Consider the following 26,518-nt stretch of genomic DNA (forward strand, 5'->3'; position numbering starts at 1 on the left):
GTATACAAAAAGTATATCAAGATATCGCGAAACGCCCGCGGGGATCCCATTTGTTTCGTCAAATGGGGTCCCCGCGCAGCGATCAGTCGTGGCTTAGTTCAGGAAATCGTCCGGCAGCAGGGCTTCCGGCAGGTTCTGGTAGGAAACCGGACGCAGGAAACGGCGGATCGACAGGGTGCCGACGCTGGTCGCGCCGAAGTTCGTCGAGGCCGGGTAGGGCCCGCCATGCACCATGGAATCGACCACTTCGACGCCGGTCGGGAAGCCGTTGACCAGCAGGCGGCCGGCCTTGCGCTCAAGGATCGGTCGCAGGCGGCGGGCCGCCTCGATGTCGCCTTCGTCCATGTGGACCGTGACCGTCAGCTGCCCCTGGAGGCCGCGAGCGAGCTGTTCCATCTCGTCCTTGGAGTTCACCCGCACGACGAGGCCGAGCGGGCCGAAGACCTCTTCGCCGAGCGCATGGTCGGCCAGGAACTGGCTGCCGGTGGTCTCGAACAGGTTGGGCGACGCCTTGCGGTCGGTCGAGGCGGTTTCGAGGAGCGGCTTGACGCTGTTGCGCGTGGTGAAGCGCTCCTGGCCGTCGCGATAGGCCTTGGCGATGCCGTCGGTCAGCATGGTCTGCGGCGCAACCTTGCCGAGCGCCTCGACGGCGGCGGCGGTGAAGCGGTCGGCGTCAGTGCCTTCGATCACCACGGCGATGCCGGGATTGGTGCAGAACTGGCCGGCACCCATGGTCAGCGAACCGGCCCAGCCCTGACCGAGCGTTTCGGCGCGCGCCTTCATGGCTTCCGGCAAAAGGAACATCGGGTTGACCGAACCGAGTTCGCCGAAGAACGGGATTGGCTCGGGACGGGCGGCGCAGAGATTGAAGAGCGCACGGCCGCCGGCGAGCGAGCCGGTGAAGCCGACCGCCTTGATCAGTGGATGCTGGACGAGCGCCTCACCAACCTGGCGGTTGCCGCCCTGGATAAGCGAGAAGACGCCGGGATGCACGCCGGTCTTGCGGATTGCGGCTTCGACAGCCTGGGCGACGATCTCGCCGGTGCCGGGATGAGCCGAATGGCCCTTGACCACAACAGGGCAGCCGGCCGCAAGTGCTGCGGCGGTATCGCCGCCGGCGGTCGAGAAAGCCAGCGGGAAGTTGGACGCGCCGAAGACTGCGACCGGGCCGATCGGCCGCTGGATCAGGCGGATTTCAGGCCGCGGCGCCGGCTGGCGCTCCGGCAGGGCGGCATCGAAGCGGCGGTCGAGATATTCGCCCTTTTCGATGTGATCGGCAAACAGCCGGAGCTGGCCGGTGGTGCGGCCGCGCTCGCCCTGAAGGCGGGCTTCCGGCAAGCCGGTTTCCTGGCTGCCGATTTCGGTGATCGCTTCGGCGCGGGCCTCGATCTCGTCGGCGATGGCACGTAGGAAGGCGGCACGTTCCGCCCGCGAGGCGTAGCCGTAGCTCAGGAACGCTTCTTCCGCCGCTTCGCAGGCGCGGTTTACCAGCTCGACGGTGCCGACGGCGAAATCATGCGACGGGCCATGGGCCGGCGTCGAGGCGAAGGTGCCTTGGCCATCAAGCCATTCGCCGGCAACGAGATGTTTTCCTTTGGGGGTGAAGACCATCTGCGGATCCTTTCTTGAGAACACCGGTGTCTTTCGGCATGAATAGCGCCCAGCCGAATTGCACTTGTCGGATCTTTGTATACTCTATGTATGCAGAACTTCAACCGCCCGCAAAGGGTCATACGCAGTCAGAAAGGTACAAGATGAGTGAGACCACCACCCTGACGATCGCCGCAGTTCAGGAGCGGGTCGAGGCGATCTTCCGCAAGGGCGGGCTCAATGCCGTCCAGGCCGGCGCGCTGGCCCGGGTGATTGTCGCCGGCGAACGCGATGCCTGCAAGTCGCATGGCATTTACCGCATCGAAGGCGCGCTGCGCACCGTCAAGGCCGGCAAGGTCAAGCCGGATGCTGTGCCCGAACTCTCGGCGCAGGAAGGATCGGCGATCGTCAAGGTCGATGCCAGGGGTGGTTTTGCCAATCCGGCCTTCGAGCTCGGCCTGCCGGTTCTGGCCGAGCGCGCCCGCACGCTCGGCATTGCCGCACTCGTCATCAACGACTGCACCCATTTCTCCGCTCTCTGGCCGGAAGTCGAAGGCCTGACGGGCGAGGGGCTTGCCGGCCTCGTCATGTGCCCGAGCTATGCGACCGTGGCGCCGACCGGCGGCAACAAGCCGCTGCTCGGAACCAACCCCTTCGCCTTCGGTTGGCCGCGCCAGGACAAGCCGCCCTACGTCTTCGACTTCGCGACCTCGGTTGCGGCACGCGGCGAGATCGAGCTGCACCGGCGCGCCGGCAAGCAGTTGCCGGAAGGCTGGGCGATCGACGCCGAGGGCAATCCGACCACCGATCCGGACGCGGCGCTCGCCGGCGCGATGCTGCCCTTCGGCGGCCACAAGGGTTCGGCGATCGGCACCATGGTCGAGCTTCTCGCCGGCATCATGATCGGCGACCTGACGAGCCCTGAAGTGCTCGACTATCTCGGAACCACCACACTGGCCCCGTTCCACGGCGAACTCATCATCGCCTTCTCGCCGGAGAAGTTCGCGGCCGGACGGCCGGGCAATCCCTTCGATCGTGCCGAGGTGCTGTTCGAGGCGATCGTCGGCCAGGGCGCTCGCCTTCCTTCGCAGCGCCGTTTCGTGGCGCGCGCCAAATCGCAAGCCGAGGGCATCGTTCTCAACAAGGCGGAGATGGAGCAGCTCGACCGGCTGCTCGCGCTCGGGCTCGACGCCGTCGCTTGACATCCTGACTGCGGTGAGGGCATCGCTCCTCACCGCCGCGCATTCAGGCCGATATCCGTCGCAGACGCCCGCAACAAGAACGTTGCGGGCGCCTCGCATCATAGCTCCGCCGCATCTTCGCGATCCTGCAAGATGCGGTCGACGAGACCCCATTCCACCGCCTCTTGCGCCGTCATGAAGCGGTCGCGGTCCATTGCCATTTCAAACTCTTCGTAGGAACGGCCGCAATGCTGCGCGTATAGGCGTGTCATCCGCTGTTTGGTTTTCAGGATTTCCTCGGCGTGAATCAGCATGTCCGACGCCTGCCCTTGAAAGCCGCCAGAGGGCTGGTGGACCAGGATACTGGCATTGGGCAGCGCGACCCTTTCGCCAGGTTGGCCAGCCATCAGTAGGAACGAGCCCATGGAGCGGGCCGTTCCCATGCAAAGCGTGTGCACGGGTGCGCGGATGAAGCGCATGGTGTCGTACATGGCAAAGCCACTGGTCACGACACCTCCCGGCGAATTGATGTAGAGATTGATCGGCTTCTTCGGATTCTCGGCTTCGAGAAACAGCAATTGCGCGCACACGAGAGCGGAAACGTCATCGTTCACCTCACCATTGAGGAAGATGATCCGTTCGCGCAGCAGGCGGGAGTAGATGTCGAATGACCGCTCCCCTCTACTGGATTGCTCAACGACCATCGGGACGAGTTGCATCGCGTCGCGCATCGGCGAACTCCTGTCTTCTGGATATATCGGGGAAGGCTTGCCTGCGTCAGGCGGCCGACATCATCGCCGGATCGTTGTTGTTGTTGGCGGGATCCCTGGTCAGCCGGTCGATCCGCACATCCGTCAACTCGTGGACAATCCGAAGGCAAGTTCCGCCGGTTTCGTTCGGAGCGATCGAGAATGTCACCGTGCTTTCAAGGAATGGCGGAGCATCGTCACGCAGCCTGTAGCGGACCTCCTGTCCGGGAGTGATGGTGATCGCCTGCGGGTCGGTCAACGCGTCCTTTGGCAGCCAATGTTCCCGAAACGCCGGGACGCTGATGGCTCGCCAGACCTTGTGAGGCGGTTCATCGACCTCAAAATCGAGTTCGATGACATTGTGCTGGCCCTCGATGTGTCCGTTGATCATTGGTCCATATCCTTCAGCAGGGCCTTGAGAGCGTCAACGCGTGTCGGCCAGTACGCGCGGTATTTGGCGAACCATTGTGCGATGAGAGCGAGGCCCTCCGGATCGACCTGGTAGTTCACGAACCGCCCCTGCCTCTCTTCCCTGACAAGCCCGGCGTTGCGCAAGACAGTGAGGTGTTGTGACATTGCCGGTTGGCTAATCGCGATGCCTTCACGCAAGGCGCTGGCGTTCATGCTGCGCGTCGCCAGCTTCTCGAAGATCGCTCGGCGGGTCGGGTCGGCCAGGGCTCGGAAAATATCGTTCTCGGTCATGCCATCACATAAGCACGGACTTATGTGATTCGCAAGCCTTTCGATGTTTGCAAGCGCGAGGTCCGCGCCCCGTGGCAGCAACCGATCCAGTTGCGCTGCATGTTCCAGTGGTTTTGCGGCAGGGCAGATATCGACGCGCTGCGACGATGCGCGTTGGCATCGGATCGCCCGTTGCGTTCGCCAAAAGCAAAAGGCCCTCCAATGGGAGGGCCTTCTGTTTCTGCGGACTGATGTGGACGATCAGGCCTTGTACTTCTGGACCGCGCCCGGGAGCTTGCTCCACTCGGCGTACCAGCTGTTGAACAGCTTGAACTGGGCTTCGACATAACCGCGCTGGCTGTCGGAAAGCGCATCGCTCTCGTTGAAGTGCAGCGTGTATTCCTTGTCGCCCTTCAGCACCATCATGTGCTTGAAGTAGAGGACCAGGTCCGGGCCTTCGTCGAAGGAGGAGAGAACGGCAAGCGCCTGCTCCAGTTCCAGCGCGCGCAGACGTGCGTCGACGTCGCCTTCGGCGGCCGCACGCGACAGGTTGCACATGTGGATGACTTCCTTCGGCAGCACGCAGCCGATGCCGGTGATGGCACCCGTTGCGCCGCAGTTGACGAAGCCGTGGAACACGGCCGTGTCGACGCCGATCATCAGCGAGACGCCATCGTCACGGCTGGTGATGTTCTCGGCCGCATAACGCATGTCGGCGGCGCCGCCGAATTCCTTGAAGCCGACGAGGTTCGGATGTTCGGCGCGCAGCGCGAAGAACAGGTCGGCGCGGGTGGCAAAGCCGTAATAGGGGCTGTTGTAGATGACAGCCGGCAGGCTCGGCGCGGCCGACAGGATGTCCTTGAAGTGATTCTTCTGGGCGGCGACAACAGAGCCGCGCGACAGGACGCGCGGGATGACCATCAGGCCCTGCGCGCCGACCTTCTCGGCATGCGCGGCGTGGGCGACGGCCGATGCGGTGTTGACGGCGCCGGTGCCGACGATGACCGGAATGCCGGCCTTGACCAGGCGCTCGACGCCTTCCATGCGCTGTGCGTCGGTCAGAAGCGGCCAGTCACCCATGGAGCCGCAATAGACGACAGCCGACATGCCCTGGGCGATCAGTTCCTTGCCCTTGCGCACCAGCGCGTCGAAATCGGGGGTGCGGTCTTCCTTGCAGGGGGTCATCAACGCCGGAATGACGCCGGTGAAAATCTGTGCCTTCATCTGAAACTCCTCTCGGCTTTGTCACTCGGCACGTAACGTGGGCGCTATCCGCGGCGGACGTTTTCCGTGCCTCTGGAGATCAGATATATCTGTTTGTATTTTACTTGTCGACAAGAAAAATACAAAGAACGTCACAGAGCGATGTCGAGCTGGTTCTTTCGGGCGAAAAGCTTCTGCACCTGCTGAACGATCTGCTCGGCATGCGCCTTGCCGAGACGATCGGCCGCCTCGAGATCGCGGGCGGTGATCGCGGCGATGATCTCCGCGTGTTCGTCGACGAAGCGCTGGGGGAACTGTTCCTCATAGGACTGGTAGTAGAGGCGCAGGATGCGGCGTCCCTCGTCCAGCAGTCGGCGGAAAAGGCTGGTGAAATAGGGGTTGCGGCCGGCCTCCGCGATTGCCGCATGGAAGGCGGCGTTGGTGGCGATCATCGCCAGCGCGTCGCCCGACTTGATCGCCGCGGCATAATCCTCGTGGAAACCGCGAATGATCGGCAAGTCCTCGGGGCGATGGTTCTGCGCCGCGAGCCGCGTCGTAACGCGATACATCAGCACAAGCGCGTCGAAGAACGTGTGCATGTTGAGGAAGTCGATGCTTGCAACCATCGTCGACCGGTTCGGCAGCGTGTCGATCAGGCCCTCGCCCGCCAGCCGCACCAGCGCCTCGCGGATCGGCGTGCGCGACATCTTGAAACGTTCGGCAAGCTGCACTTCATCGATCGGGCTACCCGGCGCCAGCTCAAGATCGAGGATTTCGTCGCGCAGGAGGTCGTAGACCATCTTCACGCCAGAGCCGCGCTTGCGTTCGAGTGTGGGGCTGGAATCGGTGTCGGTCATCGAAAGAATCCTTTTGTCGACATGATAAATACTTCTCCCCGGCCGTGGGATCAACTCTGCATAGGCACTGGATTGTGATTGCCGCGGTAACCGGGGCAGCACCGCGTTGCGATGAACGGCGTGGCCGGCTCGGCGGCGGCGCACTGTGTCCCGCGACGCTTGAATCTCAAAAGAGAATCATTCATTCTCTTTTGAGATTCAAGCGAGGAGATTGCCGATGCGCGAGGTGGAAACCGGTGTCAGCCGGCAAGTGGATCCTTTCGTCTGCATGGACGCGGTCCAGCAGGCGGGCATGGTGGCGCGAGGCGAGATATCGCCGCTCGAATTGGTCGATGCGGCGATCGCGCGCATCGAGTTGGTGAACCCGCATGTCAACGCGCTGGCATCTATCGATTTCGACAGGGCACGTGCCCGGGCCCGCGCAACGCCATTATCCGGCCCGTTTGCCGGCGTGCCGACCCTGCTCAAGGACCTGCTCCCCTATCCCGGTCAATCGGCGGGCTTCGGCACGCGCCTGTTCAAGGGCCAGCCGGCGCAGGGGGGATCGGATTATGTCAACGCACTGGATGCCGCCGGGCTCGTCGTTCTCGGCAAGTCGACGACCTCCGAGTTCGGCCTCATCGGCACGACCGAGACGTTGGCCCATGGCGCGACGCGCAATCCCTGGAACACGGACCTTTCCACCGGCGGATCGTCGGGCGGCGCGGTTGCTGCCGTGGCGTCGGGCATGGTTCCGATCGCGCATGCTTCAGACGGTGGCGGCTCGATCCGGGGCCCGGCGTCTTTCTGTGGGCTGTTCGGCTACAAGCCGAGCCGTGGCCGCACGGTCTCGGCAGGGTTGCCGCCGACGATGCCGACGGCGCGGCTGATCAGCGATCATTGCGTCAGCCGGTCGGTCCGCGACAGTGCCGTCTGGCTCGCGGCAACGGAAAGGCCGGATCTCGACCGGCCGCTGCCGACGTGCGCAGCGCTCGGTTCCGTCACGGCAAAGCCTTTGCGGATTGGCGTCTTTCGCAGGGACAGCCTTGATCGCGCCGCCACGCAGGCTGCGGATCAAGCGCTCGATCGGGCGATCGCCCTGTGCGAGGCCCTCGGTCACGAGGTCATAGCCTGCGCAGGGCCGCAGGTTACGTCGAAGGCGACGAGCGACGCCTTCTTCGCATTGACGGGGCTCGGCCTTGCCGGCCTGTTCGATCAGATCCACAGCCACATGGGCGCGGCGTTCGACGAAGCCGTCTTCGAGCCGTACACGCGCGAGATCGTTCGGCGCAGCCGGTCGCTTTCTGCTGACGATATCGGCCGTTCGGTGGCAGCGCTCACTGCCGCCGATGACGCCGCCAACCGGTTCATCGCAGACTATGACGTGCTGTTGTCTCCCACCGTCTCCTTCACGGCGTTTCCGCTCGGCCAATACGGGCCCGACAGCGATCCCGATGCGCTCATCGCCTTCACCGAGGACCTCGCCGGATACACCGTCGTGGCGTCACTGGCCGGATGGCCGGCGATGTCGGTGCCGCTTCACTGGTCCGCAGACGACCTGCCGATCGGCTGCCATTTCGCCGCGGCGCCCGGGCGCGACGCACTGTTGTTCTCCCTGGCCTTCCAGCTGGAGGAAATGGCCCCCTGGGCAAAACATCTCGATCGTCTCGCCGAGCGCCTCGCATGCCGCAACGGTTGAAGGAGAGTGTCCGTGTGCGGGTCCTTGCATCCGCGGCAGAGGTCTTTGCCGAGAAAGGGTTTGCCGCGGCGAAATTGGCCGATGTTGCCGAGCGGGCGGGAACGAGCCCGAGCAACATATACAAATATGTCGAGCACAAGGATGCGCTGTTTCACGCCGTCGTGACCCCGGCGCTGGCCGCAAGGCTCCTGAGACTGATGCGCGCCCGCGTGCGCGAACTTGGAGGCATAGAGCAATGGTCTTCGGCAAATGCCGCCGGATCCGAGCGCGCGCGGGCATTCCTGCAGTTTCTGATCGAGCATCGGCTCGTGGTAATCATCCTGCTTCGCGGCGGACAGGGGACGCGTTATGCCCACATGTCGCAACTGATGAGCCGGGAAATGCTGCGACTGGCGTCGCGTTACGTTACCAACCGCTACGGGGACGAGGCTCTGACGCCGCTCTTGCGCTTCACGCTTGAGACCACGTTCACGCGAACGATCGACACGATCGGCGACATCCTTGCCGGCCACCGCGACGCAGCGGCGATTGCCGCCGCGTTCGAACTCTTCTGGCGCTTTCAGCTTGCCGGTCTGCAGGCCTTGCTGGATCTGCCGGGACGCGAAGCCTGACGTCGCGGGGCGTCAGGCTTCGCGTCTCTCGCGATGTTCGCCACGCGCTGCAGGCGGGCTGTCGTCGTTGACGGCGTCCCGGCCTGGAAGCGCCGGGAGGTTTGTCCGTGAAAAATCTGCGAATTCGGCCGCCGGCAGCGGGCCCGCCGTCATCAGGGTGAAATCGAAGGACGCCCTGACATCCGGGTCGAGCACGTATTGGCGATGGACGCGCAGGAAATTGCGTTTGATCCTGCGGTAGCGATCCGCCGACAGCATGAGCTTGACCTTGATAAAGGCAATCGGCGGCTGCTTTTCGTGCGCATGACCGCAAAGCGCGACAACGCGTGTCTTGTAGAAGTTGACCACATCCGTCAGGCACTGGATCTCGAACCAGAAGATCTCCCGCGTGGCGGCGATCGCGCCAACCCGGGCGCGCAGGGCATGCGCCGACCGCATCAGGGCGCATTGCAGGATCGCGCCGCCGAGCGTTGCAAACACCACCCGTTTGCCCTTGAAAACATCCGGCTGCCGCTCGAGCAGAATGCCGATCACATGAGCGGCGACGCTCGAGCCCATGCTGTGCGAACTGATCAGATATTCGTCCGCCTCTTCGTTCAACGCCGCGTGAGCGGCGTCGGCGCAGTCGTCGAGCCAGCGGTTGAAGTCGGGCCGGTCGAGCCGTGCGAGCGCGACTGCCATTTCCCAGTCGGCAAACAGGTGCAGCGTGTGGAACCGGGCTGCGAAAGGCAGCAGGATCCGGTGCAGCAGAAGAGCCGAAAGCGGCGCGCTCCACGCCAGGTTCCAACCCGACAGGCCCAGCCAGTAGGGACTGGACGCGACGGCGAGCACCGTTGCCGTCATCAGGAAAACCAGCAGGAACGGGAATAGGAAAAACAGGCCGAACCGCCATGCGTGGCGAAAATAGCCCCAAAGTCCGCCATCGACCGTGACACGCAGGGCACTGGCAAATCCACCACCCAGCCGGCGGATGAGCGACCGGCGGCCAAGGGCATCGACGAGGACGTTGTGGTCGAAGACGTGGATGCGGCTTGCGGTCTGCCAATGCGGCCCGGCGCTGGCGACGTCGAAATGCGCGCCGGCGAGCGGCCCGACGGCGGAGCTGAAGGCCCAGACCTTGGCGCTCTGCTGCGCCGAGCGCTCGTAGCGTTGGCGATGCGCCTCGGCGTCGAGTGGCTCGAAGCCGGGAAAGTGCAGGACGACCCTCTTCTTGATACGCGGCATGTTGGTACGCGGCATGGGAGGCTTCTGTGGTGGCGGTTTTCGAGAGCCGTCGGCAGCGGGCACGGCGACCGCCGAAGAAGGCGATGCTGCGTGCTGACGGCGGTGGCGAGGGTGGCAGGTTGTGGCGGGTTAAGCTGAACTGACCGGCATCCTATCGGCGCGAACTGCGGCACAATCGTGATCGATCTGACGGGCGCCTCGTCGTTGGCAAAATAATGATGATCCGGTGCGCGCTCGACCTCAGCGTGCACCGCGAGGCCTCACCGCAAGCGAGATATATGCGGTGGAAACGGCAAAGCAACTTGGCCTTGGTCCATCAACGCGTTATCGAAGGGCGCGGTTGATCGAGGCGGCCGTTGCCGCAGCCGGCGACGGGCCTGGCTGAGATCGTCCGTCCCTGGAGAAGCCTTGGGTTGCCGTTGACCCCGTGCCGAGAAGAGTGAGCTTATGAACACCAATTCAGACACCGATTTTCCGGAACTCAATGCGATCGAAGCCCGTGTCCTCGGCTGCCTGATCGAGAAGAAGGAAACGACGCCCGACGTCTATCCGCTGACGCTCAACTCCCTGCACTCCGCCGCCAATCAGAAGACGGCGCGCGATCCGGTGATGGCGCTGGAACAGGCCGACGTGCACCGGGCGCTCGGTACGCTTTCTCAGAAAGGCCTTGTCCGCCAGGCCTTCGCTTCGCGCGTCGAGCGCTACGAACACCTCGCCGCCAACCGCTTTTCGCTAACCTCACCGCAAATCGTCGTGCTTGGCCTCCTGTTGCTGCGCGGTCCGCAGACGGCCTATGAACTCTGGTCGCGCAGCGAACGCATGGCGCGCTTCCAGTCGGTCGAGGATCTGAAGGACAATCTCGACCTGATGATCGGCAGGCGGCCGCCGCTGATCATCCAGCTCAACCGCGGCGCCGGCCAGCGCGAGGATCGCTTCGCGCATCTTCTGTCCGGGGAGGTCGACCAGACGGCCGTCGCCACGCCGGGTGCAGCCGCCTTTGGCGGCGCCGGTCTGTCGGAACTGGAGCAGCGCCTGCGGGCTCTCGAAGAGACGGTCGCGACACTCCAGGCGGAGGTCGCTGCCCTCAGGGGAAATTGACCGCCGGCAATACGCCGCTGCTTCGGGTCATAAACGCCGGGGCGATGAAAATTCGTGCGTCATGACGCTTGAAATTTTCATCTCCTTCCGGCCGAACCAGCCGGATGTTCCGCGGTTTCTTTAGGGAGCCGATGCGGGCGTAGCGATCGTTCAGGCGCTGACCTACGGGGGCATGCGCTTATGCGCAGTGCAACCTTCGCCCGTGCTGCGGCATCGTTCGATGAAAAATTGACCCATAAAAGTTGATTGATTTTCATCGGCAAGATTGCGAGAGTAGGGACGTAGAGCACAGCTCGTCCGCTCCAAGACTAAAATGAGCAAAGCCGCGAACGAGGCAGTATTTCGGTGCTTCAAAAATATATAAATTAGATATTTGCAATACCAGAACAATAACAAAAAATGGGCCCCGGCGCGTTGCTGGGGCCATTTTTTATGGTTCCATGAAAATCGACCTGTTATCAGCGCCGGTTGCAATCACTAAAAGTTGACTGAGCGCCGTACCGGTTCCTGTCCCTCGATGACCCGGCGAACCTGCCGGCGGTCGCGCCTGAGGACGTCGAGGCAATCGTTGCCGAACCATTCGAGCGAGGCATCGATCTGGCCGTCGCCGGCGATCTCCGCGAGGAAATCGGCATAATCGACGGTGCCCTCGAACAGCGGCGTCATGCCGTCGCGCCACCCGGCGGCGGCATAGACGTTGGCCGGTTCGAAGACCGCGAGGTCCGTCCGGTCGCGCACGTTCTTCAGGTGGTAGTGGCGGATGTGCGGCTTCATCTTCCGCAGGACGGCAATGGGGTCGTCGCCGCCCTCCCAGACATGGAGGGTATCGAAGTTGATGGCAAAGGCGGGATGATCAACCTCTTCGATCAGTCGCAATGTCGAGGCGGCGGTATCGGCCAGCGTCTTCGGATGCGTTTCGGCCAGCAAGTGGATGCCGTAGCCGGCGACAACAGCGCATATCTCCCGCAGCCGCTCCACGATGCGTTGCCGTTCGTCTTCACAAACGGAGAGGCTGCCGCTGTTGCCGGCAAAAGTGCGAATCTTGCGGGTGCGCCAGCGGCGGGCGAGCCGGCAAAGCTCGACTGTCTTCAGCCTGAGCGTCTCCGCATCGCCGTCGAGGGGCAGATAATCGCTGATCATCGGCACCTTCAATCCGAACGTGTCCAGCCAGTCGGCGTTGCGGTCGGGCTGTTGCGCCAGATTGCGCGCATGCGCGCCCCAGAGCTCGATGCCCTGGAAGTCGTTGGATTGTGCCCAGGCGGCGATTTCGCCGAGCGACATCAGGTGATGACGGAACGTGATCGTGCACAGCGAGATGTTCATCGCGCAACCCTTTTCAGCATGGGAATGTCGGCAGTGACGTTCTGCTCGCACCAGAGACCGAAGATCTCGGCGAGCTTGCCTTTCAGCTTCGTCTCGGCGCGGTCAGCTTCCGCCAATCGCTCGAAGACCGGGGCAGCCAGTGCATGGCTGCCGGTCTGGCTCAGCTTCATGCAGTCGTAATGCAGCGCCTTCAGCGACTGCACCAGCGTCTCGATCTCGTCGCACCAGCCCTCGAATTCGCGCGCCGGCAGCTTCAGCGCTCGCCAGAAGAAGGCAAAGCCGTGCTCATAGGCGTATTTGCGGATGGTGATGACGGGCAGCTCGCGCACGGCCGCCGTCAGGTCGGCAAGATCCATGCCGCCGCGCCCCTCCAGATGCGCCGTGACGATCTCGCGCACGCTGTCGACAAGCGGGTTGCGTTTCTCGACGAAGCAGGCCTCGAAGTATGCCTTGAGGTCTTCGGCGGCTGGCGCGCGCGCTTCGGCATTGTCAAAGACATAGCCCCCGCCGACGGTTGGCTGCATCACGGCATGGATCACCTTGTCCCGGGCGATCTCCCCTTCCCAGCGGTAATCGGGGTCGTGCACGAACCATGTGGTTGGATCGGCGGTTTCCTGCAACATGAGGTAATGCGGGAACGGGTTCTGGTTGAACTTGTTCTCCCGCTCCGGCAGGTGGAACATGTCGAGCATGACCATGACGGAACCGGTGTCCGTGCGGCGGTGAACGAGATCGAGCATCGTGCCCAGATTGTCGCTTTTGCTCGCTGCCGGATCGTACCATTCGCGGACCGTGATGCCATAGAGCCGCTGGAACCAGGCGCGGAAGAACTCCTGGGTGATATCGGGCGCGTGATAGAGCAGCTGAAAACGGTCGCTTACGGCGAATTTCGCGTCCCAGACGCCGAAGTAGAAGGGCCGGTGGTCGAGGCCCTGGCGCTTCAGCCCGTCGCAGACACAACTGACGAAGCAATGCACCTTGATGTCGTAATAGGCCTCGCCGTGCACGCCTTCATCGTTCGTGCCGCCGGTCAGTGGAAACGACGGGATGACGGAGGCGACGGCCTTCGGCTGGTAGAGGGCGACGAGGTCGGCAACGGTCTGGACATCCTGGCGGGCGATCGCCTCTTCCGGCACGCTCAGACCGTATTCCAGCTCCAGATTGAGGAAGATCTGCAGGATCAGCACGGAATCCAGATAGAGGTCCTCGTTGAGCCGCGCCTCCGGGCCAAAGCCGTCGAGGTGCGGATGCATCATGTGCTGGCCGAGAACCGTGTGGATGGCTTCCAGGGTTTCGTCTGGGGTCATGACGCTGCTCCGGCGATCGGTTTGCTGAACTCGCCGGCAGCGTGGCGCGCGGCCACCTCGCGGCGGCTGATCTTGCCATTGGCCTGGCGCGGAATAGCCTCGACCTGGCGGATGTCCATCGGCAACTGATGGCTGGCGAGGTGCTTGTTGCACCATTCGCGGATCGCCTGGGGTGCCACGGTTTCTTTTGCGCTGAACAGCAGCGCGACACGTTCGCCGGCGAAGCGGTCGCCGATCCGGAAGGCAACGGCGTCCGAGACCTCCGGCATCGCCATCACCGCATCCTCCACGTCTCGGGGATAAACGTTGAGACCGGAGACATTGATCATGTCGTCCATGCGCGACACGAAGACCAGCATGCCATCAGCGCGGCGATAGCCGAGGTCGCGGGTGTGGATGGCGACGCCGTCGTTCTTCGTCACGACGATTTCTCCGGCGTCCTCGACAGCGCTTCCTGTCTGCGAAAGGAGATGCGGCAGCACGAAACCCATGTCGCCGGCGGCGGTGACATCGGGATTGATGGCGATGCATCCGGCTTCCGAGCACCCATATTGCTGGAACATGTAACGGCTCTTCGCCCGGATCTGGGCAAACCAGGGATCGGGGAGCAGCGTGCCCGACGTCATCGTTGCGTGGATCTGCTCGCCGTCGGCGATCAACCGGGCCAGCGTATGCAGGATGGCCGGCGAGGAGTAGAGCAGTGGCCGCTCGGTTTCGCGCAGGACCTTCAGAAGATATTTCGGGTTGGCCGTGTTGACGACAACCGGCGTCTGGCCACGCGCGAGCGCCACCAGTATGCCGCAGATCAGACCATAGGAATGGGTGGTCGGGCAGGCGACGACCGGGGTCATGTCCTGCGGTTCGCGGAAGGTGGCGATATAGCTTTCGATCTCGGCGTCGATATTGCCCCAGCTTCGCGCCACGCATTTGGGCGCTCCCGTCGTGCCCGAACTCATCTGCAGGAGCGTGCCTTCGCACGGGGCGTCCGCCGGCCGGTCGAGCACCTCCGCCGTCAGGCTGTTATAGAAAAGGCGGTCGCAGCCAGCACCGACGGCAAGCTTGCGCGCCGCGGCATAGGGCGTTCCCGGGTGGATCGGCAGAACGCTGGCACCAGCCGTGCGGATGGCGAAGAACAACGCCAGCCAGTCGGCCGTGTCTGTAAAGCAGACGGCGTAGCGACCGTCGTCGCGCGCCTTCAGGCCGATCTGGGCGGCAAGTCGCGCGGATGTCTCGTCGAAATGGGCACGATCATAGAGCCTGTCGTCGATGCGGATCATGGCTTTCTCCTTCGTTGAAGTTTGTCCGCGGCAAGCGCATTGGGCACCACGTGGTGGTACTCGGGCTTGCGCGCGAAGAGCTTCCTCGTCATCAGGGATTCGGTGAGAATTTCCGGCCGGTCGTGACCGAGCTTTGCCTGCCTGCCCGCGCCGTGCCTCAGCGCATAGGAGGACAGCAGGCTTTGCACCCGCTGCCAGAACAGCGGTTCGCCAAGGTTGTAGCAATGGGCGAGCAGGTGGCTGATTTCGCTCAAATTGTAGACGAACAGCGTGTCCATCACCAGTTCGCGCAGCGAATCCAGGTTGTCGGTCCAGTAGAACTGGTCCGGTTCGGCGTCGCGGTAGGACGGGTGCAGGGGCAGAAAGTCCGGTGCCTTTTCGGGTTCGCGCAGGAAACCGGGCGAGAACTCGATGCTTTCGTGGAAGTCGCGCAGGATCAGCCGTTCCGGCCAGCCGTCACGGTGCACGAGCAGCATGTTCTGGCCGTGTGCCTCAACCGCGATGCCGTGGTGGACGAGCAGATGCCAGACCGGCAGGACGGCGATTTCGAGAAGCCGGTTGATCCACGGCATCAGGCCGAAACGCTGGACCCAGTCGTCGGCAAAGGGCCGTCCGTCCACCTCAACCATCATCAGCGCCGTAAAGGGGATGACGGTTTCTCCGGCTTGAAGCGTCGCCTCGGCGCTTTCGCGCCAGATCGCGCCCACTTGTCCGGCCAGGGGCTCGTGCGCATCGGCGATGACGCCGGCATATTCCTCAAGGATGGTCAGCGGGTAGTCTTTGCGGAATTGCGGATCCGCTGCGACGATCCCGCCGATCCAACGCGATATGACCGGGGCGGTGCAGACCGAGTGCGGCTCGAGGATGCGCCGGGACGAGGTGTTGACGATGTTGAGCGGCAGCTTGATGCTGGCGGCCAGCGGTCGGTCGCGGTTGAGAAGCGAGCGCACCGACTGGGTGGCAGTGTAACGGTCGCCGATCGCGCCGAGGCAATGGGCCTCGCCGGCAGCAATCCAGCCGCTGGTCAGCGTCTCGCCGAGATTGCGCCATTGCCAAGGATGCAGCGGCACCAGGCCGAAATCCTCGACGGAGGCGTCGAGTTCATCCCGCTTTGCCTGAAGTTGCGCCCAGGTTTCCTCGCCAAGTTCCCTTCGCCAGAAGGCCTCTTCGTCACCGGGCAGGGCCTGGCGCAGATGGCGGCGGGCGACGAGCAGCCAGACGAGCTGAAACGTCCCCCCTGTCTCCGGACCAAACAACGCGTGGTCGGCGTTGGAAAAGCCGGTGCGCGCCTTGTAGCAGGGATGGTAGGGATGGCCCTCGTCGATGGCGCCTTCGAGATCGGCGAAGGTCATCCCCCGCCGCGTTCGGGGCGCGATGTGGCGGTCGTTCCATTCGGAAAAGGCGACCGTCTGCTTCATCTCGTTCAGCAGTTTCGCCCGGGTGATGCCGGTGCCGGGCAGGGCGGAGACGAGAAGCGGGAGCGAAGCCTCGCTCCAGCTGCCTTCATTTTCGCGCATCTGCACCGACCCCGGCAGCGGCCGAACCCGCCCAAAAGCGCCGGGCACGGCGTCGCACCGGAAGTCGCGGTCACCGAGGCTCCAGCGAAACTGTGCCGTCCCGCCGACATCGCTTCGATGCGCCTCGATGATGCCTTCGAACAGGAGGGCGGCGACTAGCTGGCGAAGCACCCGATCGTCATGGCGTCCCTTGATATCAAGAGGCAATGGCATGGCTGGTCCTCGATGCTGTCAGTGCCGCGGGCGCCCGCAACGGGTTTGGAACAGGGCGGTAAAGGATCGGAGCGTGGTCGGATTGCAGTTCGTCGACATTGAACAGTCGGGTGGTCAGGTTGGCCTTGGAGGCAATCGTCGGCAGGTCCAGCACGTGGCGGGCAAAGTCGCGCCCGGCGCCGGTCATCGTCTGTGCGCAGTGCTCCAGGTGGTTGCGCAGCATGCGCAGCAACATGCCTTCGTCGCATAGTCCATCGTGGCCGATGCGGCTGATGACGGAAAAGACCTGGTTGACGATGAGGTAATAGGCGAAGCGGTCGCGGATTTCGCTCTCGGGAAAATAGAGCGACGGGATCATTCCGGTCTCCGGGACATGGCTCGAAAGCAGGCTGCGGTACCGTTCCGAGAGATAAAAGCCCTGGTTGTCGCGGTAGTAGCTGACCGAGGGGTAGCCGGCGCCGATGTCCAGCAGGCTGTTTTGCTGGTGCGCTTCGAGCGCGATGCCGTAGTCGTCGTAGAGACGGATCAGCGGCTCGACTGCGCAGGCAAGATAGCGCTGGAACCAGACGAGGCAGGTGTCGGCGACGGCCTCGGCGTCCCTCAGGGAAATCGTGCGCAGGAGGGTTTCGAGCCTTGATGGCGCCTGCGGAAGCGGGTCAGCGGTTAGCGCCGCCAGCGTCACGACGCCCACGCCCCTGCCGTGGGCAAAGGGGTTTTCACGCAGGATCACCTCGAAACCGCTCTCGCTTTGCCCGGGCACGTCGAGCGTCACATAGGCTGGATCCTGGATGATGCGGAAGTTCGTCGAGCGTCGGGCAAGGCCGATCCGGTCGACGAGCCTGGCCATGGCGACGCCGGCCTCCAGTTCCTGCCTTCGGTTCAGGCGCACGGAATTGGTGATGCGCACCGGCAGTGAAAATTTCAGCATCCAGTCTTCGTGCGCGCCATAGACGGTGCGAACGGAGGATGTGGCGCTGAAGAGGGAACCCGCCGGGCCGAGATGCCGCAGGATGCCGGCATGCTGCATTGCCTGAATGCCCGGGTCGAGAAGCAGGGCCTCCGCCTGCAGCGGGTGCATCGGCAACAGGCACTCGTCGTCGGCAAGGCCCAGATCTGCCGTGTCGAGCTTGGAGAGGGAGCGCACGATGTCCGGTGCCTCCGTCGGGCGCGAGGACGCATGGCGGACGTGGTCCATCTTCGCTGCGAAATACTGCAGCCTGAACTGGCCGCGCAGTTCGGGAGCGTAGCTCTCCTGCTGCCAATAGCTCATGCCTTGCCGGCTCTTCGGCGTCGGGTGCAGCCAGTGCCCGAAGACGAGCGACTGCTCAGCCTCGAGAAACTCGCCGATCCCGTCTTCACAGGGTTTTGCGTTATCGAGATAGAGCGCCGTCTGCTGGTAGCTTTCGAGCACGCGGATCAAAAGTTCGAGTTCAAAGCCGCGCAACGCATCAGTCTGGCCGGCATCGTCCTGGCGGTAGGCGGCCTGGACGAGCATATGAAGAGCGGACATCAGCTCGATCGGACGCCACGATGGCTCGGAGAGGTTCCTGACCCAGGCTCTGCCGAAGTGAAGCGGACCGCAAAGGGACGATGAAGCCACCTCGGCGCGCAGAATGATCTGCTGGCGGGGAAGCGACCATTCGATGCTGTCGCAGGACCCGCCGGCGGTCCGGTGCATCACCGGTACGCCGGAATTGACCTCTCTCAGATAGCAGTTGGCGAAGCTTTGAAATGTCGCAGTTTCTGCGATTTGCCTAGACAATTTCATGTTTGTCGATCCTCGGCACGCGACATGCAAAGTCGCGCAATCGCGTCGCGTGGGAGGCGCAACGCATTGAATTTTCCTGGTGAGCTTTCTCAGGTTGGCGCGATGTGCGTCGCCACCGGTGTGCCGCCCGCCGCTGGTGGCGGGTGGGATTGGCGCAAGGTGCGCCCGGCGGGATGCCGGGCATCACGGGAGAGCGGTCCGGACGGAGTGTGTCCGGCTGATCCGCCGTTGACGGGCGAAGGTGAAACAGCGTGCAAAGCCAAGGACGCACGGGTGTCGGCCGCGCGCGTCCCAGGCAGAAGCGGGCCGGTCGAGCCTCGTTTCCCCCGGAACGGCGGACGTCCGTTACGGCATTCCGGTGCGTTCATCTTCCACCCGTCTCGGCTTTCGGCGCAGTGCGTCGGCATGCGCTTTCAAACAAAGACGACCGGCTCGCGATTTTTTCTCGCCGATCGCCGATTTTTTTATGATTATTTTTGTCCAGTTAAATTCGGCGTGAAATTCGCCGGAAACACCAAGGTCGCCGTAAAGGTCCGACTTTGGTCGCTTTGCAGCCGTTCACCGTCACATTATCCTTCACATGGGAGGATCGTTGATGACCAAAATCGCTGTGCCACTGATCAGCCACGGGCATCCGGATCGGGAGCAGGACTGCGAGGGCGCCGTCGATGCCGCCTTCCTGGACCTGGTGGAGCGCGCAGAAGCCGCCGGGTGGACGTCCGATGAAGTTGCCGACTGCCTTGTCAGCCTGTCGCATAAACATCGCGGGTCGCTGAACGAGGACATACACCTGTTCGAGGAGACCGCGTCCTTGCAACTGCTATCGAGGAAACTTCACTAGCGCGTCAGGCCCCACGCTTGCAGCCAGTGACCGGGGCTCAGGCCGGAACGAATTTTCCGTCGTACCGCACGCGAAAATTCCGGCGCTGGGCATCTTCTTCGAAGCACAAGAAAACCAGTTCGAGATCGTTGGCACTGCTGCGCCGTCCGAGCAGGCTGAGCGTGATGACAATCACGCCGCCATAGGCACGGGTCAGATCGATGGCGGCGCGTCGAATTTCATTGGTTGCGGGATCGTCGCGGTCTTCGCGCCGCTCGTAAACCTGCCAGAACCGCGCCGTCTCCCAGGCCGCACGCAACGCCTCGGTGATCTGGTCCTTGAACTCGTCGGCGGACCTGCCTTTGCTCCATGAGACGGTCTGTTCGGTGTGATCGCCGAAGATGTCGAGATAACCGTCATAGTCATCCGGATCGGCAAAACACCGTTCAATCATTCCGAATGCCACGTCATCGGAAATCGCCGCCTTGAAGTATATCGTCATCGAATCGCCAACCCTGCCTTGAGCGCCTATGTTGTCAAAGCGGCGTCGCCGTATCTAGCCCCCCTTGTGCCCGAACGATCGCGCGGAGGTACGATCGTGTCGCTGCAACGGCGCGAACGCCGGTGTTTCAACGCTGATCGATGGCATTTTTTTTGAGGTGCCGGAGCCCTTTCGGGACGCAGATCAGATGGCGGAATTGGCCGAATGGCTCACTTCTCCGCCGCGACTACGCTTATATGAGTATTGCCTCATATTAATGGCCCGTGCTATTTTTGATTTCATTCCATATCCACGCAATCCGCATTTTCTTTTTGCCTTCCCATGCATGATTTCAACGATCGTGCGGGACAGCGCATTCGTTTCGATACGTACATTTATGGCATGGCGTTTCTTCAATCCGGCGCAGCACCGGCTATGCGAGACAAGGGTTGGGGCGTGATCGTCCCGCTTGGAAGATCCGGTGCGAAACAGTCGAGAGGAGGTGCACTTCCTTGCGCGGCACGGCATTTTCACGCGAAGTGCTTCGGGGTTCAATGGTTATAGCTTGCCTGTTGGCTGCGACTGTCGCATCGGGCGGAGCGGCTCGGGCGTCACAGCCCGAAGGTGGCGAAATGCAGTTCTTCGTCGTTCGCAGCGGTCAGCCGGGGTGCGAGCCGACCTGTGCCGAATGGATATCGGCGGAGGGAACGATCGTCGATGAAAGCCCGGCGCTGTTCAAGAAGCTGCTCAAGTCGATCGGTGATCGCCGCCTGCCGATCGTCGTCACGTCTCCCGGCGGCAACGTCGATGCGGCGCTCTCGATCGGCCGGATGATCCGGGCGCGCCAGATCGAAGTGGCAGTGGGCAAGACCCGGCTGATCGACTGTCAGCCAGAGCAGGAGGATTGCATCGATCGCGATCGTCAGGGCGCGCGCCGCATAGGCATCGCCTATTCCGGTGACGCCTATTGCAACTCGGCATGCCCGCTGATGCTGGCCGGCGGCACCTTGCGGGTCGTCGGCGAGTGGGCATTTCTCGGTGTCCACCAGATCACCACGACCTACGTCCAGATCGAGACGCAATATCGGGCAAAGTACCGCGTCGTGAACGGCAAGAAGACGATGACCAGCAAGAAGGTCGTCAGCCGCAGGAATATCGGTGGCTACAAGACCTACGAGATGAGCAAGGAGACCGAGCGCAAGCTCAAGTCCTACCTTACGGAAATGGGCGTCGGTGGCGCCGTTGTCGACCTGATGAAGATCACGCCCGCTGCCGACATCCGCAAGATCGAGCCGGTCGCCATGCTGGAGATGAAGCTGACGACCAAGCTCGGCGGGGTCGAACTTTTGACCTCGGCCGAAGTTTGCAGAACGGTGCCGGCAGCGGCCAATTGCCGGTTGTTCACGACGCTCGATCTGGAGTGAAGCCGGTGGCCGCCAGTGGGCGGCCAGCCGGCGCAGACGCGATCAGTTCTCGGGCGATGGCTCGCGTGCCGGTGAGGATGCAGCCAGCGCACGCCCAGCCAAGGCAATCGCGATTGCGAGCGCAACGAGAAAGGCCGCGACCGCAAAGGTCAGTCGCATGCCCGACGCGACGGCTTCGGGCCGTGCCAGGGTGATGTCGGAGGCATCCGACGCCAGCACGAAGACAGCTCCCATTGCGGAGGCGCCGGTGACCAGCCCCAGGTTGCGCGACAGGTTGACGAGGCCGGAAACGACGCCGCGGCGATCGGCGGCGATGCCCGCCATGACCGCGGTGTTGTTGGCGGCCTGAAAGAGGGCATAGCCCGCGGTGATGACGACGATCGGAGCCAGGTAGCCGGGGATCCCGCAGGACGCCGGCAGGATGGAGAGGGCGATAGCGCCGGTCGCGATTGCACCTAGTCCCGCCATCGTTACCGGCCGTGCACCGAAACGGTCGACCAGGCGGCCAGCGGGAACGCCGCTCAATGCCGCCACCACCGGACCGGCCGACAGGATGAGGCCGGTGGCTGCCGCATCGAGCCCCAGGGCGCGCGCGAGATAAAAGGGACCGACAACCAGGGTCGTCATCATGACCGTGGAAACCAGCCCGTTCGCCATCAGGCTTGCAAAAAGGAGCGGATCGCGAAACATCGCCAGATCCACCAGCGGCGACGCGACCCTGGTTTCGACCATCATGAAAACCCGGATACCCAGTGCCGCTAGCAGCAGCAGGGCGATATTGACCGTGCCGAAATGGCCGCGCCCGGTGGTCATGGCGAGCGCATAGGCCGCCAGCGTCGATGCCAGCAGGATGGTGCCGGCGACGTCGATGCGGGCAGGGGTCGTTGCCGCCACATGCCGGTGGGCAGGGAGATGTCTACGGGCGAGACCATAGGTCAGCATGCCGAGAGGCACGGTGACGAGGAAGATGGCACGCCAGCCGAAGCCCGAAATCAGCGCGCCGCCGAGCGACGGCCCGAGCGCCGTGCCGATCGCCGACATCGTTGCGAGCAGGCCCATGGCGCTGCCGACCTGCGCCTTCGGAACGGTCTCCGCGACGAAGGCCATGCCCAGCGCCATCATGATTGCAGCGCCAGCTCCCTGCATCGCGCGCGCTGCGACCAGCAGCCACAGCGTTGGGGCAAGGCCGGTGAGGCTGGACGCCAGGGTGAACAGGCCGATGCCCGTCAGCAGCAGGCGGCGTCTGCCGACGATATCCCCTAGCCGCCCGGCGCCGACGATCAACGCCGTGATGGCAAGCAGATAGGCGACCACCACCCATTGCACGTCCTGGAACGGCGCTTCGAAGGCGTGCGCGATCGCGGGCAGACCGACATTGGCGATGCTGGTGCCGAGTGCGGACAGCAGCGTCGCGAGCGACAGGCTCGCAAGCGACCACCGGTGAGAGCCCGTGCGTTCGCAGCCGGTGTCACCGGGTTCGGCGGGTGCTGTTGTCTGTCGTTTCACGTCACGCTTCCTTCGCTAGCAAGCTCCGAAATGGAGCGACCGGAAGCCTAGATCGTGATTTGATATGGCGGAACACGCACGATTTGCAGATTATTCCTGCATCGAACGCCACATCAGGGCGGGATTGCGCTATAACGGTGTGATGACGAAACCCGATCTCAATCTGCTGGTCACGCTTGATGTTTTGCTTGCGGAGGCAAGTGTGGCGCGCGCCGCCGAGCGGTTGCGCCTCAGCCCTTCCGCCATGAGCCGGGCACTGGCGCGACTGCGGCAGGTGACGGGCGATCCGCTTCTGGTGCGCGCCGGGCGTGGCCTTGTTCCGACGCCACGTGCGCTCGCGTTGCGCGAACGCGTCGGCCAGCTCGTCGACGACGCCGAGGCCGTGTTGCGACCGGCCGAGATGCTGGATCTTTCCCAGCTCGCCCGCACGTTCACGCTGCGCACGAGCGAGGGCTTCGTGGAGAATTTCGGCCCGGCTCTGCTTCGCCGCATCGGTGCCGATGCGCCGGGCGCGCGCCTGCGCTTCCTGCCGAAGCCGAACCGGGAAAGCGGCGCGCTGCGCGACGGCAGCGTCGATCTGGAAACCGGCGTGATCGGGCTTTCGACTGGCCCGGAAGTGCGCGCGCAGGCGCTTTTCCGCGATCGCTTCATTGGAGTGCTCAGGTCGGGGCACCCCCTGATCGACACCCCTGTCACGGCATCGCGCTATGCCGGCGGCCGGCATGTGCTCGTCTCCAGGCGAGGCCTCGAGCGCGGGCCGATCGACGACGCTCTGGAAAAACTCGGGCTCGAACGCCAGGTCGTCACCACCGTCGGCGGCTTTTCGGCGGCACTTGCACTGGCGCGCGGCTCGGACCTGATCGCCAGCGTTCCGGAGCGACATAGCGGCAACCTGCGTGCCGGCATGCACAGTTTCGCGCTGCCTTTCCCGGTCCCGGAGGTGACTGTCTCGATGCTCTGGCATCCGCGGCTCGATGCCGATCCGGCGCAGCGCTGGCTGCGCATGTGCGTGCGCGAGGTCTGCCTTGCGGAACGCGCCGATCGTCATCCAGACACCGACCCGGGCCCCTGAGCCCACGGTAGCGCGGGTGGAGGACCCACAGACTGCAGATCGTCCGTTCATCACGCTTTGACATTGCAAAGGCAGGTGGAGAGACAACATATATCGCTGCAACGGCGCGATCGTCCGCCGATACTGCTTCCGGAGATTTCATGATCAAAGCCGTTTCCCCAGATCTGTCGACGCGTGCCGAAGATCCGTTCCTCTGGCTGGAGGACAGGACCTCGAAGCCGGCGCTCGACTGGGTCCATCACCAGAACGACCTGACGAAAGCCAAGCTCAAGGGCGATCCTTCCTATCAGGCTCAGTTCGAGACGGCGCTGGAATTGATGACCGCGCAGGACAACATCGCCGTCGGCTACGAGCTGGGCGGATATGTCTATAATTTCTGGCAGGACAAGACGAATGCGCTCGGTCTGTGGCGCCGCGCGACGGTTGCCTCCTACAAGACCGACAAGACGGATTGGCAGACGATCATCGACTTCGACGCGTTGTCGCAAGCGGAAGGCATCAAATGGGTCTTCAGCGGCGCGCGCCGCCTCTATCCGGATTTCAACCGCTGCCTTGTGAGCCTTTCACCCGATGGCGGCGATGCCAGCGAGATGCGCGAATTCGACATCGAGACCGGTTCCTTCGTCGAGGGCGGCTTCCGCGCGCCCTCGTCGAAATCCGATTTCGGCTGGCTTGACGCCGATACGGTCATCGTCGGCGCGGCCCTGGAGGAAGGCGACAGGACGCAGTCCGGCTATCCCCGCGTCGTGAAGCTCTGGAAGCGCGGCACCGATCTCAGTGCCGCCGAGCCGATCTTCGAGGGGCAGCTGGAGGATCTGGCCGTCGGCGGTTCGCTGGAATTCGACGGCGATGAGCGCTACCTGTTGCTGGCGAGAACCATCGATTTCTATTCGGGTCATCATTTCGTCCGCCTGGCCTCCGGCGAAAACCGGCGGTTGCCGCTGCCGGACGACGCCACCGAAACAGCGATATTCAAGGGGCGTGTCATCTTCGGGGTGCGCAGTGCCTGGTCTGCGCCGGGTGGCCTGACATGCCTGCCCGACGGGCTCTACGCCTTCGATTTCGGGCGCTGGCTGGAAACGGGCGACATCGGCGTCATAGAGACCGTATTGCCGCCGGCGGACCGCGTGTCGATCGCCTATCTCGCCAGCACGCGCGACCGGCTTTTCATCAACCTCATGGACAATGTCCGCGGTCGCGTCGTCGCCGCGCAACGCAGCGAAACCGGCTGGTCGCTGTCGCCGGTGGCGCTGCCGGAAAACGGCAATGTCGGCATCAGCCATATCAACCAGTTCGGCTCCAGCGTCTCGTTCTCCTTCACCGATTTCCTGACGCCGAGTTCGATCATCTGGTCCGACGATGACGGCAAGACGCTTGCGACGATCAAGGCGCAGCCGGCGCGCTTCGACGCGTCCGAGCTGGTCTCGGAGCAGTTCGAGGCGCGCTCGAAGGACGGCACCGCCATTCCCTATTTCGTCGTCAGGCGGCGCGACCAGAAGGCGCCGGTGCCGGCGCTGCTTTACGGCTATGGCGGTTTCGAAGTGCCGCTGCTGCCCGGTTATGCCGGCGTGCGCGGCAAGCTCTGGCTGGAAAAGGGCTATGCCTATGTCCAGGCCAATATCCGCGGCGGCGGCGAATTCGGCCCGGGATGGCACCAGGCGGCGCTGAAAGACAAGCGGCAGAATGCATTCGACGATTTTGCCGCCGTCGCCGGGGACGTGGTGCGGCGCGGGATCTCGACCGCCTCCATGCTCGGCATTCAGGGCGGATCGAACGGCGGCCTGCTCACCGGTGTTTCCATGACCCAGCGGCCGGAGCTGTTCGGTGCCGTGATCATCGAGGTGCCGCTGCTCGACATGCTGCGTTACACCGAATTGCCGCCCGGCGCGTCGTGGATGGCCGAATATGGCGATCCGTCGAAGCCCGAGGAGGCGACCTGGCTCGCGGCCTATTCTCCCTACCAGCACGTCACGGAGGACGTCGCATATCCGCCGGTTCTCTTGACGACGTCGACCGCCGACGACCGGGTGCATCCCGGTCATGCGCGCAAGATGGCGGCAAGACTGCAGGCAGCAGGCCATGCGCACGCGCTGTTCTACGAGGAAACCGAAGGCGGCCATGGCGGGCGCGGCGACCGGCGGATACAGGCGGCCCAGACCGCGATGAAATATGTGTTTCTGGAGCAGGCGCTCGGCGGCGGGGACAAATAGGCCGGCCGATGCGGATCGCTAACCGTCGGCCTCGCGTTGCAGCGCTCCGCCACTTCTGAGCGCCTGATGGCCGATTGCGACGAGATAGGCGGTCAGGAACAGGATGCCGACAAGCTTGAAGCCCTCTTCGACGAAGGTGGCCCCGGATCCATGGATCGGGGCCATGTCGGCGATGAAGGATAGCGCCATCGAAAGTACCGAGCCTGCAAGCAGCAGCCGCGGCGTCGCGGCGCGAACGCGGTAGGCGCAGACGCACAACGCGCATAGCATCAGCATGTGTGGCACGAGAACCACCTCTTCCGGGATGCCGGCGGTCGCTACCGTCTCGTGCAACATAAGGAAATCATCGATGCCCATCACGGCGGCAAACAGTCCGCCGGCGAGCAAGGTTCGCCGCAGCGGCGTAGCCCCTTCGCGCGGGGATGCCGCAAAGGCCTGGAGGGCTGCGACCGCGCCGACGATCCACAGGATGATCCCGATGTTGGAGACCAGGCCAAAATAGCCGGGGTTGCGCGCGATGGCGTTCGGATCACGAACAAGGTCATAGTAGTCGATGCCGAAGGCACGGTCGGCAACGACGAGAGAGCCGAGAAGGACGGTGGAAGCAAGAAGGAGCGCGATGATCGCGCCGGCCTCGCTACGGTGCCATCTTTCGGCTTTGGCCGACGGCACATGCGCCTCCATCCTGGCTTTCATGGCGTCTCGTCCTCGTGGTGTTACGGCAAAGC

General features: G+C 63.6%; 23 protein-coding genes. 8 read left to right on the top strand and 15 right to left on the bottom strand.

Features of this window, described 5'->3' with window-relative positions:
- Positions 1 to 93: 93 nt before the first annotated feature.
- Positions 94 to 1,611, bottom strand: coding sequence for an aldehyde dehydrogenase (NADP(+)) (locus tag RTP54_RS18750; RefSeq protein WP_112832905.1), 1,518 nt, complete (start codon positions 1,609 to 1,611; stop codon positions 94 to 96).
- A 143-nt stretch (positions 1,612 to 1,754) separates the two neighbouring features.
- On the opposite strand from RTP54_RS18750, the gene RTP54_RS18755 reads away from it, so the two are divergent.
- Positions 1,755 to 2,792 carry an Ldh family oxidoreductase gene (locus RTP54_RS18755; RefSeq protein WP_112832904.1) on the top strand — a complete coding sequence of 346 codons (1,038 nt, stop codon included), beginning with the start codon at positions 1,755 to 1,757 and terminating at the stop codon, positions 2,790 to 2,792.
- Between the two features lie 98 nt (positions 2,793 to 2,890).
- On the opposite strand, the gene RTP54_RS18760 is transcribed toward RTP54_RS18755, so the two are convergent.
- The 5 genes from RTP54_RS18760 to RTP54_RS18780 form a co-directional block, all read right to left on the bottom strand.
- On the bottom strand, positions 2,891 to 3,502 hold the full coding sequence (locus RTP54_RS18760; RefSeq protein ID WP_112832903.1) for an ATP-dependent Clp protease proteolytic subunit: 612 nt from the start codon (positions 3,500 to 3,502) through the stop codon (positions 2,891 to 2,893).
- 46 nt (positions 3,503 to 3,548) lie between these two features.
- The gene (locus RTP54_RS18765; protein ID WP_312364969.1) at positions 3,549 to 3,911 is read right to left on the bottom strand and encodes a hypothetical protein; all 363 of its coding nucleotides are present in this window, start codon (positions 3,909 to 3,911) and stop codon (positions 3,549 to 3,551) included.
- Positions 3,908 to 4,222, bottom strand: a complete 315-nt coding sequence (locus RTP54_RS18770) for an ArsR/SmtB family transcription factor (protein ID WP_112832901.1) — start codon at positions 4,220 to 4,222, stop codon at positions 3,908 to 3,910. Before RTP54_RS18770 ends, RTP54_RS18765 begins: the two co-directional genes overlap by 4 nt.
- Positions 4,223 to 4,462: 240 nt before the next feature.
- Positions 4,463 to 5,425: a dihydrodipicolinate synthase family protein gene (locus RTP54_RS18775; RefSeq protein ID WP_112805913.1), complete on the bottom strand. Its 963-nt coding sequence runs from the start codon at positions 5,423 to 5,425 to the stop codon at positions 4,463 to 4,465.
- A 131-nt stretch (positions 5,426 to 5,556) separates the two neighbouring features.
- The gene (locus RTP54_RS18780; protein WP_112805911.1) at positions 5,557 to 6,261 is read right to left on the bottom strand and encodes a GntR family transcriptional regulator; all 705 of its coding nucleotides are present in this window, start codon (positions 6,259 to 6,261) and stop codon (positions 5,557 to 5,559) included.
- Positions 6,262 to 6,478: 217 nt separating this feature from the next.
- Here RTP54_RS18780 and RTP54_RS18785 point away from each other — a divergent pair, with 217 nt between their 5' ends.
- Together RTP54_RS18785 and RTP54_RS18790 are read left to right on the top strand one after the other, a co-directional pair.
- Positions 6,479 to 7,939, top strand: coding sequence for an amidase family protein (locus RTP54_RS18785; RefSeq protein ID WP_312364976.1), 1,461 nt, complete (start codon positions 6,479 to 6,481; stop codon positions 7,937 to 7,939).
- Positions 7,940 to 7,953: 14 nt separating this feature from the next.
- Positions 7,954 to 8,550 carry a helix-turn-helix domain-containing protein gene (locus tag RTP54_RS18790; RefSeq protein WP_312364978.1) on the top strand — a complete coding sequence of 199 codons (597 nt, stop codon included), beginning with the start codon at positions 7,954 to 7,956 and terminating at the stop codon, positions 8,548 to 8,550.
- Positions 8,551 to 8,562: 12 nt separating this feature from the next.
- On the opposite strand, the gene RTP54_RS18795 is transcribed toward RTP54_RS18790, so the two are convergent.
- A complete protein-coding gene (locus tag RTP54_RS18795; RefSeq protein WP_312365042.1) occupies positions 8,563 to 9,774 on the bottom strand; it encodes a hypothetical protein in 1,212 nt (403 codons plus the stop codon).
- Between the two features lie 447 nt (positions 9,775 to 10,221).
- Between RTP54_RS18795 and RTP54_RS18800 the strand changes: the two genes are divergently transcribed.
- Positions 10,222 to 10,872: a YceH family protein gene (locus RTP54_RS18800; protein WP_112805907.1), complete on the top strand. Its 651-nt coding sequence runs from the start codon at positions 10,222 to 10,224 to the stop codon at positions 10,870 to 10,872.
- Positions 10,873 to 11,349: 477 nt separating this feature from the next.
- Here RTP54_RS18800 and RTP54_RS18805 read toward each other — a convergent pair whose 3' ends face one another.
- Genes RTP54_RS18805 through RTP54_RS18825 form a run of 5 tightly spaced genes read right to left on the bottom strand, consistent with a single transcriptional unit; the run spans position 11,350 to position 18,277 of the window.
- On the bottom strand, positions 11,350 to 12,195 hold the full coding sequence (locus tag RTP54_RS18805) for a sugar phosphate isomerase/epimerase (RefSeq protein ID WP_312364982.1): 846 nt from the start codon (positions 12,193 to 12,195) through the stop codon (positions 11,350 to 11,352).
- Positions 12,192 to 13,502 carry a DUF6005 family protein gene (locus RTP54_RS18810; protein ID WP_312364984.1) on the bottom strand — a complete coding sequence of 437 codons (1,311 nt, stop codon included), beginning with the start codon at positions 13,500 to 13,502 and terminating at the stop codon, positions 12,192 to 12,194. The genes RTP54_RS18805 and RTP54_RS18810 overlap by 4 nt, the downstream gene beginning before the upstream one ends.
- Entirely contained in the window at positions 13,499 to 14,779 is a 1,281-nt protein-coding gene (locus RTP54_RS18815; RefSeq protein ID WP_312364987.1) for an AMP-binding protein, read from the bottom strand. The genes RTP54_RS18810 and RTP54_RS18815 overlap by 4 nt, the downstream gene beginning before the upstream one ends.
- Positions 14,776 to 16,509 (bottom strand): IucA/IucC family protein, encoded by a 1,734-nt coding sequence (locus tag RTP54_RS18820; RefSeq protein ID WP_312364989.1) that lies wholly within the window; start codon positions 16,507 to 16,509, stop codon positions 14,776 to 14,778. Before RTP54_RS18820 ends, RTP54_RS18815 begins: the two co-directional genes overlap by 4 nt.
- Positions 16,493 to 18,277 carry an IucA/IucC family protein gene (locus tag RTP54_RS18825; protein ID WP_312364991.1) on the bottom strand — a complete coding sequence of 595 codons (1,785 nt, stop codon included), beginning with the start codon at positions 18,275 to 18,277 and terminating at the stop codon, positions 16,493 to 16,495. Before RTP54_RS18825 ends, RTP54_RS18820 begins: the two co-directional genes overlap by 17 nt.
- Before the next feature lie 595 nt (positions 18,278 to 18,872).
- Here RTP54_RS18825 and RTP54_RS18830 point away from each other — a divergent pair.
- A complete protein-coding gene (locus RTP54_RS18830) occupies positions 18,873 to 19,118 on the top strand; it encodes a hypothetical protein (protein ID WP_112805896.1) in 246 nt (81 codons plus the stop codon).
- A gap of 37 nt (positions 19,119 to 19,155) precedes the next feature.
- Here the strand turns inward: RTP54_RS18830 and RTP54_RS18835 are convergent, their stop codons facing one another.
- The gene (locus RTP54_RS18835; protein WP_112805894.1) at positions 19,156 to 19,599 is read right to left on the bottom strand and encodes a hypothetical protein; all 444 of its coding nucleotides are present in this window, start codon (positions 19,597 to 19,599) and stop codon (positions 19,156 to 19,158) included.
- Between the two features lie 611 nt (positions 19,600 to 20,210).
- Between RTP54_RS18835 and RTP54_RS18840 the strand changes: the two genes are divergently transcribed.
- Entirely contained in the window at positions 20,211 to 21,002 is a 792-nt protein-coding gene (locus RTP54_RS18840) for a hypothetical protein (protein WP_112805892.1), read from the top strand.
- Positions 21,003 to 21,044: 42 nt separating this feature from the next.
- Here RTP54_RS18840 and RTP54_RS18845 read toward each other — a convergent pair whose 3' ends face one another.
- Positions 21,045 to 22,508, bottom strand: coding sequence for an MFS transporter (locus RTP54_RS18845; RefSeq protein WP_312364994.1), 1,464 nt, complete (start codon positions 22,506 to 22,508; stop codon positions 21,045 to 21,047).
- 142 nt (positions 22,509 to 22,650) lie between these two features.
- Between RTP54_RS18845 and RTP54_RS18850 the strand changes: the two genes are divergently transcribed.
- Both RTP54_RS18850 and RTP54_RS18855 read left to right on the top strand, forming a co-directional pair.
- Entirely contained in the window at positions 22,651 to 23,580 is a 930-nt protein-coding gene (locus RTP54_RS18850; protein WP_312364996.1) for a LysR family transcriptional regulator, read from the top strand.
- Between the two features lie 140 nt (positions 23,581 to 23,720).
- Complete coding sequence (locus tag RTP54_RS18855; protein ID WP_312364998.1) at positions 23,721 to 25,790, top strand: prolyl oligopeptidase family serine peptidase; 2,070 nt, start codon at positions 23,721 to 23,723, stop codon at positions 25,788 to 25,790.
- An 18-nt stretch (positions 25,791 to 25,808) separates the two neighbouring features.
- On the opposite strand, the gene RTP54_RS18860 is transcribed toward RTP54_RS18855, so the two are convergent.
- Positions 25,809 to 26,486, bottom strand: a complete 678-nt coding sequence (locus tag RTP54_RS18860) for a hypothetical protein (protein WP_312365000.1) — start codon at positions 26,484 to 26,486, stop codon at positions 25,809 to 25,811.
- Between the last annotated feature and the right edge of the window lie 32 nt (positions 26,487 to 26,518).

Origin of the sequence: Ensifer sp. (assembly GCF_031989085.1) — a bacterium.
In the GTDB taxonomy this organism is placed as follows: Bacteria; Pseudomonadota; Alphaproteobacteria; order Rhizobiales; family Rhizobiaceae; genus Ensifer.

Coding starts and splice junctions, on each gene's coding strand:
- RTP54_RS18750 (WP_112832905.1), bottom strand. CDS start 1,611: ATGGTCTTCACCCCCAAAGGAAAACATCTCGTTGCCGGCGAATGGCTT.
- RTP54_RS18755 (WP_112832904.1), top strand. CDS start 1,755: ATGAGTGAGACCACCACCCTGACGATCGCCGCAGTTCAGGAGCGGGTC.
- RTP54_RS18760 (WP_112832903.1), bottom strand. CDS start 3,502: ATGCGCGACGCGATGCAACTCGTCCCGATGGTCGTTGAGCAATCCAGT.
- RTP54_RS18765 (WP_312364969.1), bottom strand. CDS start 3,911: ATGATCAACGGACACATCGAGGGCCAGCACAATGTCATCGAACTCGAT.
- RTP54_RS18770 (WP_112832901.1), bottom strand. CDS start 4,222: ATGACCGAGAACGATATTTTCCGAGCCCTGGCCGACCCGACCCGCCGA.
- RTP54_RS18775 (WP_112805913.1), bottom strand. CDS start 5,425: ATGAAGGCACAGATTTTCACCGGCGTCATTCCGGCGTTGATGACCCCC.
- RTP54_RS18780 (WP_112805911.1), bottom strand. CDS start 6,261: ATGACCGACACCGATTCCAGCCCCACACTCGAACGCAAGCGCGGCTCT.
- RTP54_RS18785 (WP_312364976.1), top strand. CDS start 6,479: ATGCGCGAGGTGGAAACCGGTGTCAGCCGGCAAGTGGATCCTTTCGTC.
- RTP54_RS18795 (WP_312365042.1), bottom strand. CDS start 9,774: ATGCCGCGTATCAAGAAGAGGGTCGTCCTGCACTTTCCCGGCTTCGAG.
- RTP54_RS18800 (WP_112805907.1), top strand. CDS start 10,222: ATGAACACCAATTCAGACACCGATTTTCCGGAACTCAATGCGATCGAA.
- RTP54_RS18805 (WP_312364982.1), bottom strand. CDS start 12,195: ATGAACATCTCGCTGTGCACGATCACGTTCCGTCATCACCTGATGTCG.
- RTP54_RS18810 (WP_312364984.1), bottom strand. CDS start 13,502: ATGACCCCAGACGAAACCCTGGAAGCCATCCACACGGTTCTCGGCCAG.
- RTP54_RS18815 (WP_312364987.1), bottom strand. CDS start 14,779: ATGATCCGCATCGACGACAGGCTCTATGATCGTGCCCATTTCGACGAG.
- RTP54_RS18820 (WP_312364989.1), bottom strand. CDS start 16,509: ATGCCATTGCCTCTTGATATCAAGGGACGCCATGACGATCGGGTGCTT.
- RTP54_RS18825 (WP_312364991.1), bottom strand. CDS start 18,277: ATGAAATTGTCTAGGCAAATCGCAGAAACTGCGACATTTCAAAGCTTC.
- RTP54_RS18830 (WP_112805896.1), top strand. CDS start 18,873: ATGACCAAAATCGCTGTGCCACTGATCAGCCACGGGCATCCGGATCGG.
- RTP54_RS18835 (WP_112805894.1), bottom strand. CDS start 19,599: ATGACGATATACTTCAAGGCGGCGATTTCCGATGACGTGGCATTCGGA.
- RTP54_RS18840 (WP_112805892.1), top strand. CDS start 20,211: ATGCAGTTCTTCGTCGTTCGCAGCGGTCAGCCGGGGTGCGAGCCGACC.
- RTP54_RS18850 (WP_312364996.1), top strand. CDS start 22,651: ATGACGAAACCCGATCTCAATCTGCTGGTCACGCTTGATGTTTTGCTT.
- RTP54_RS18855 (WP_312364998.1), top strand. CDS start 23,721: ATGATCAAAGCCGTTTCCCCAGATCTGTCGACGCGTGCCGAAGATCCG.
- RTP54_RS18860 (WP_312365000.1), bottom strand. CDS start 26,486: ATGAAAGCCAGGATGGAGGCGCATGTGCCGTCGGCCAAAGCCGAAAGA.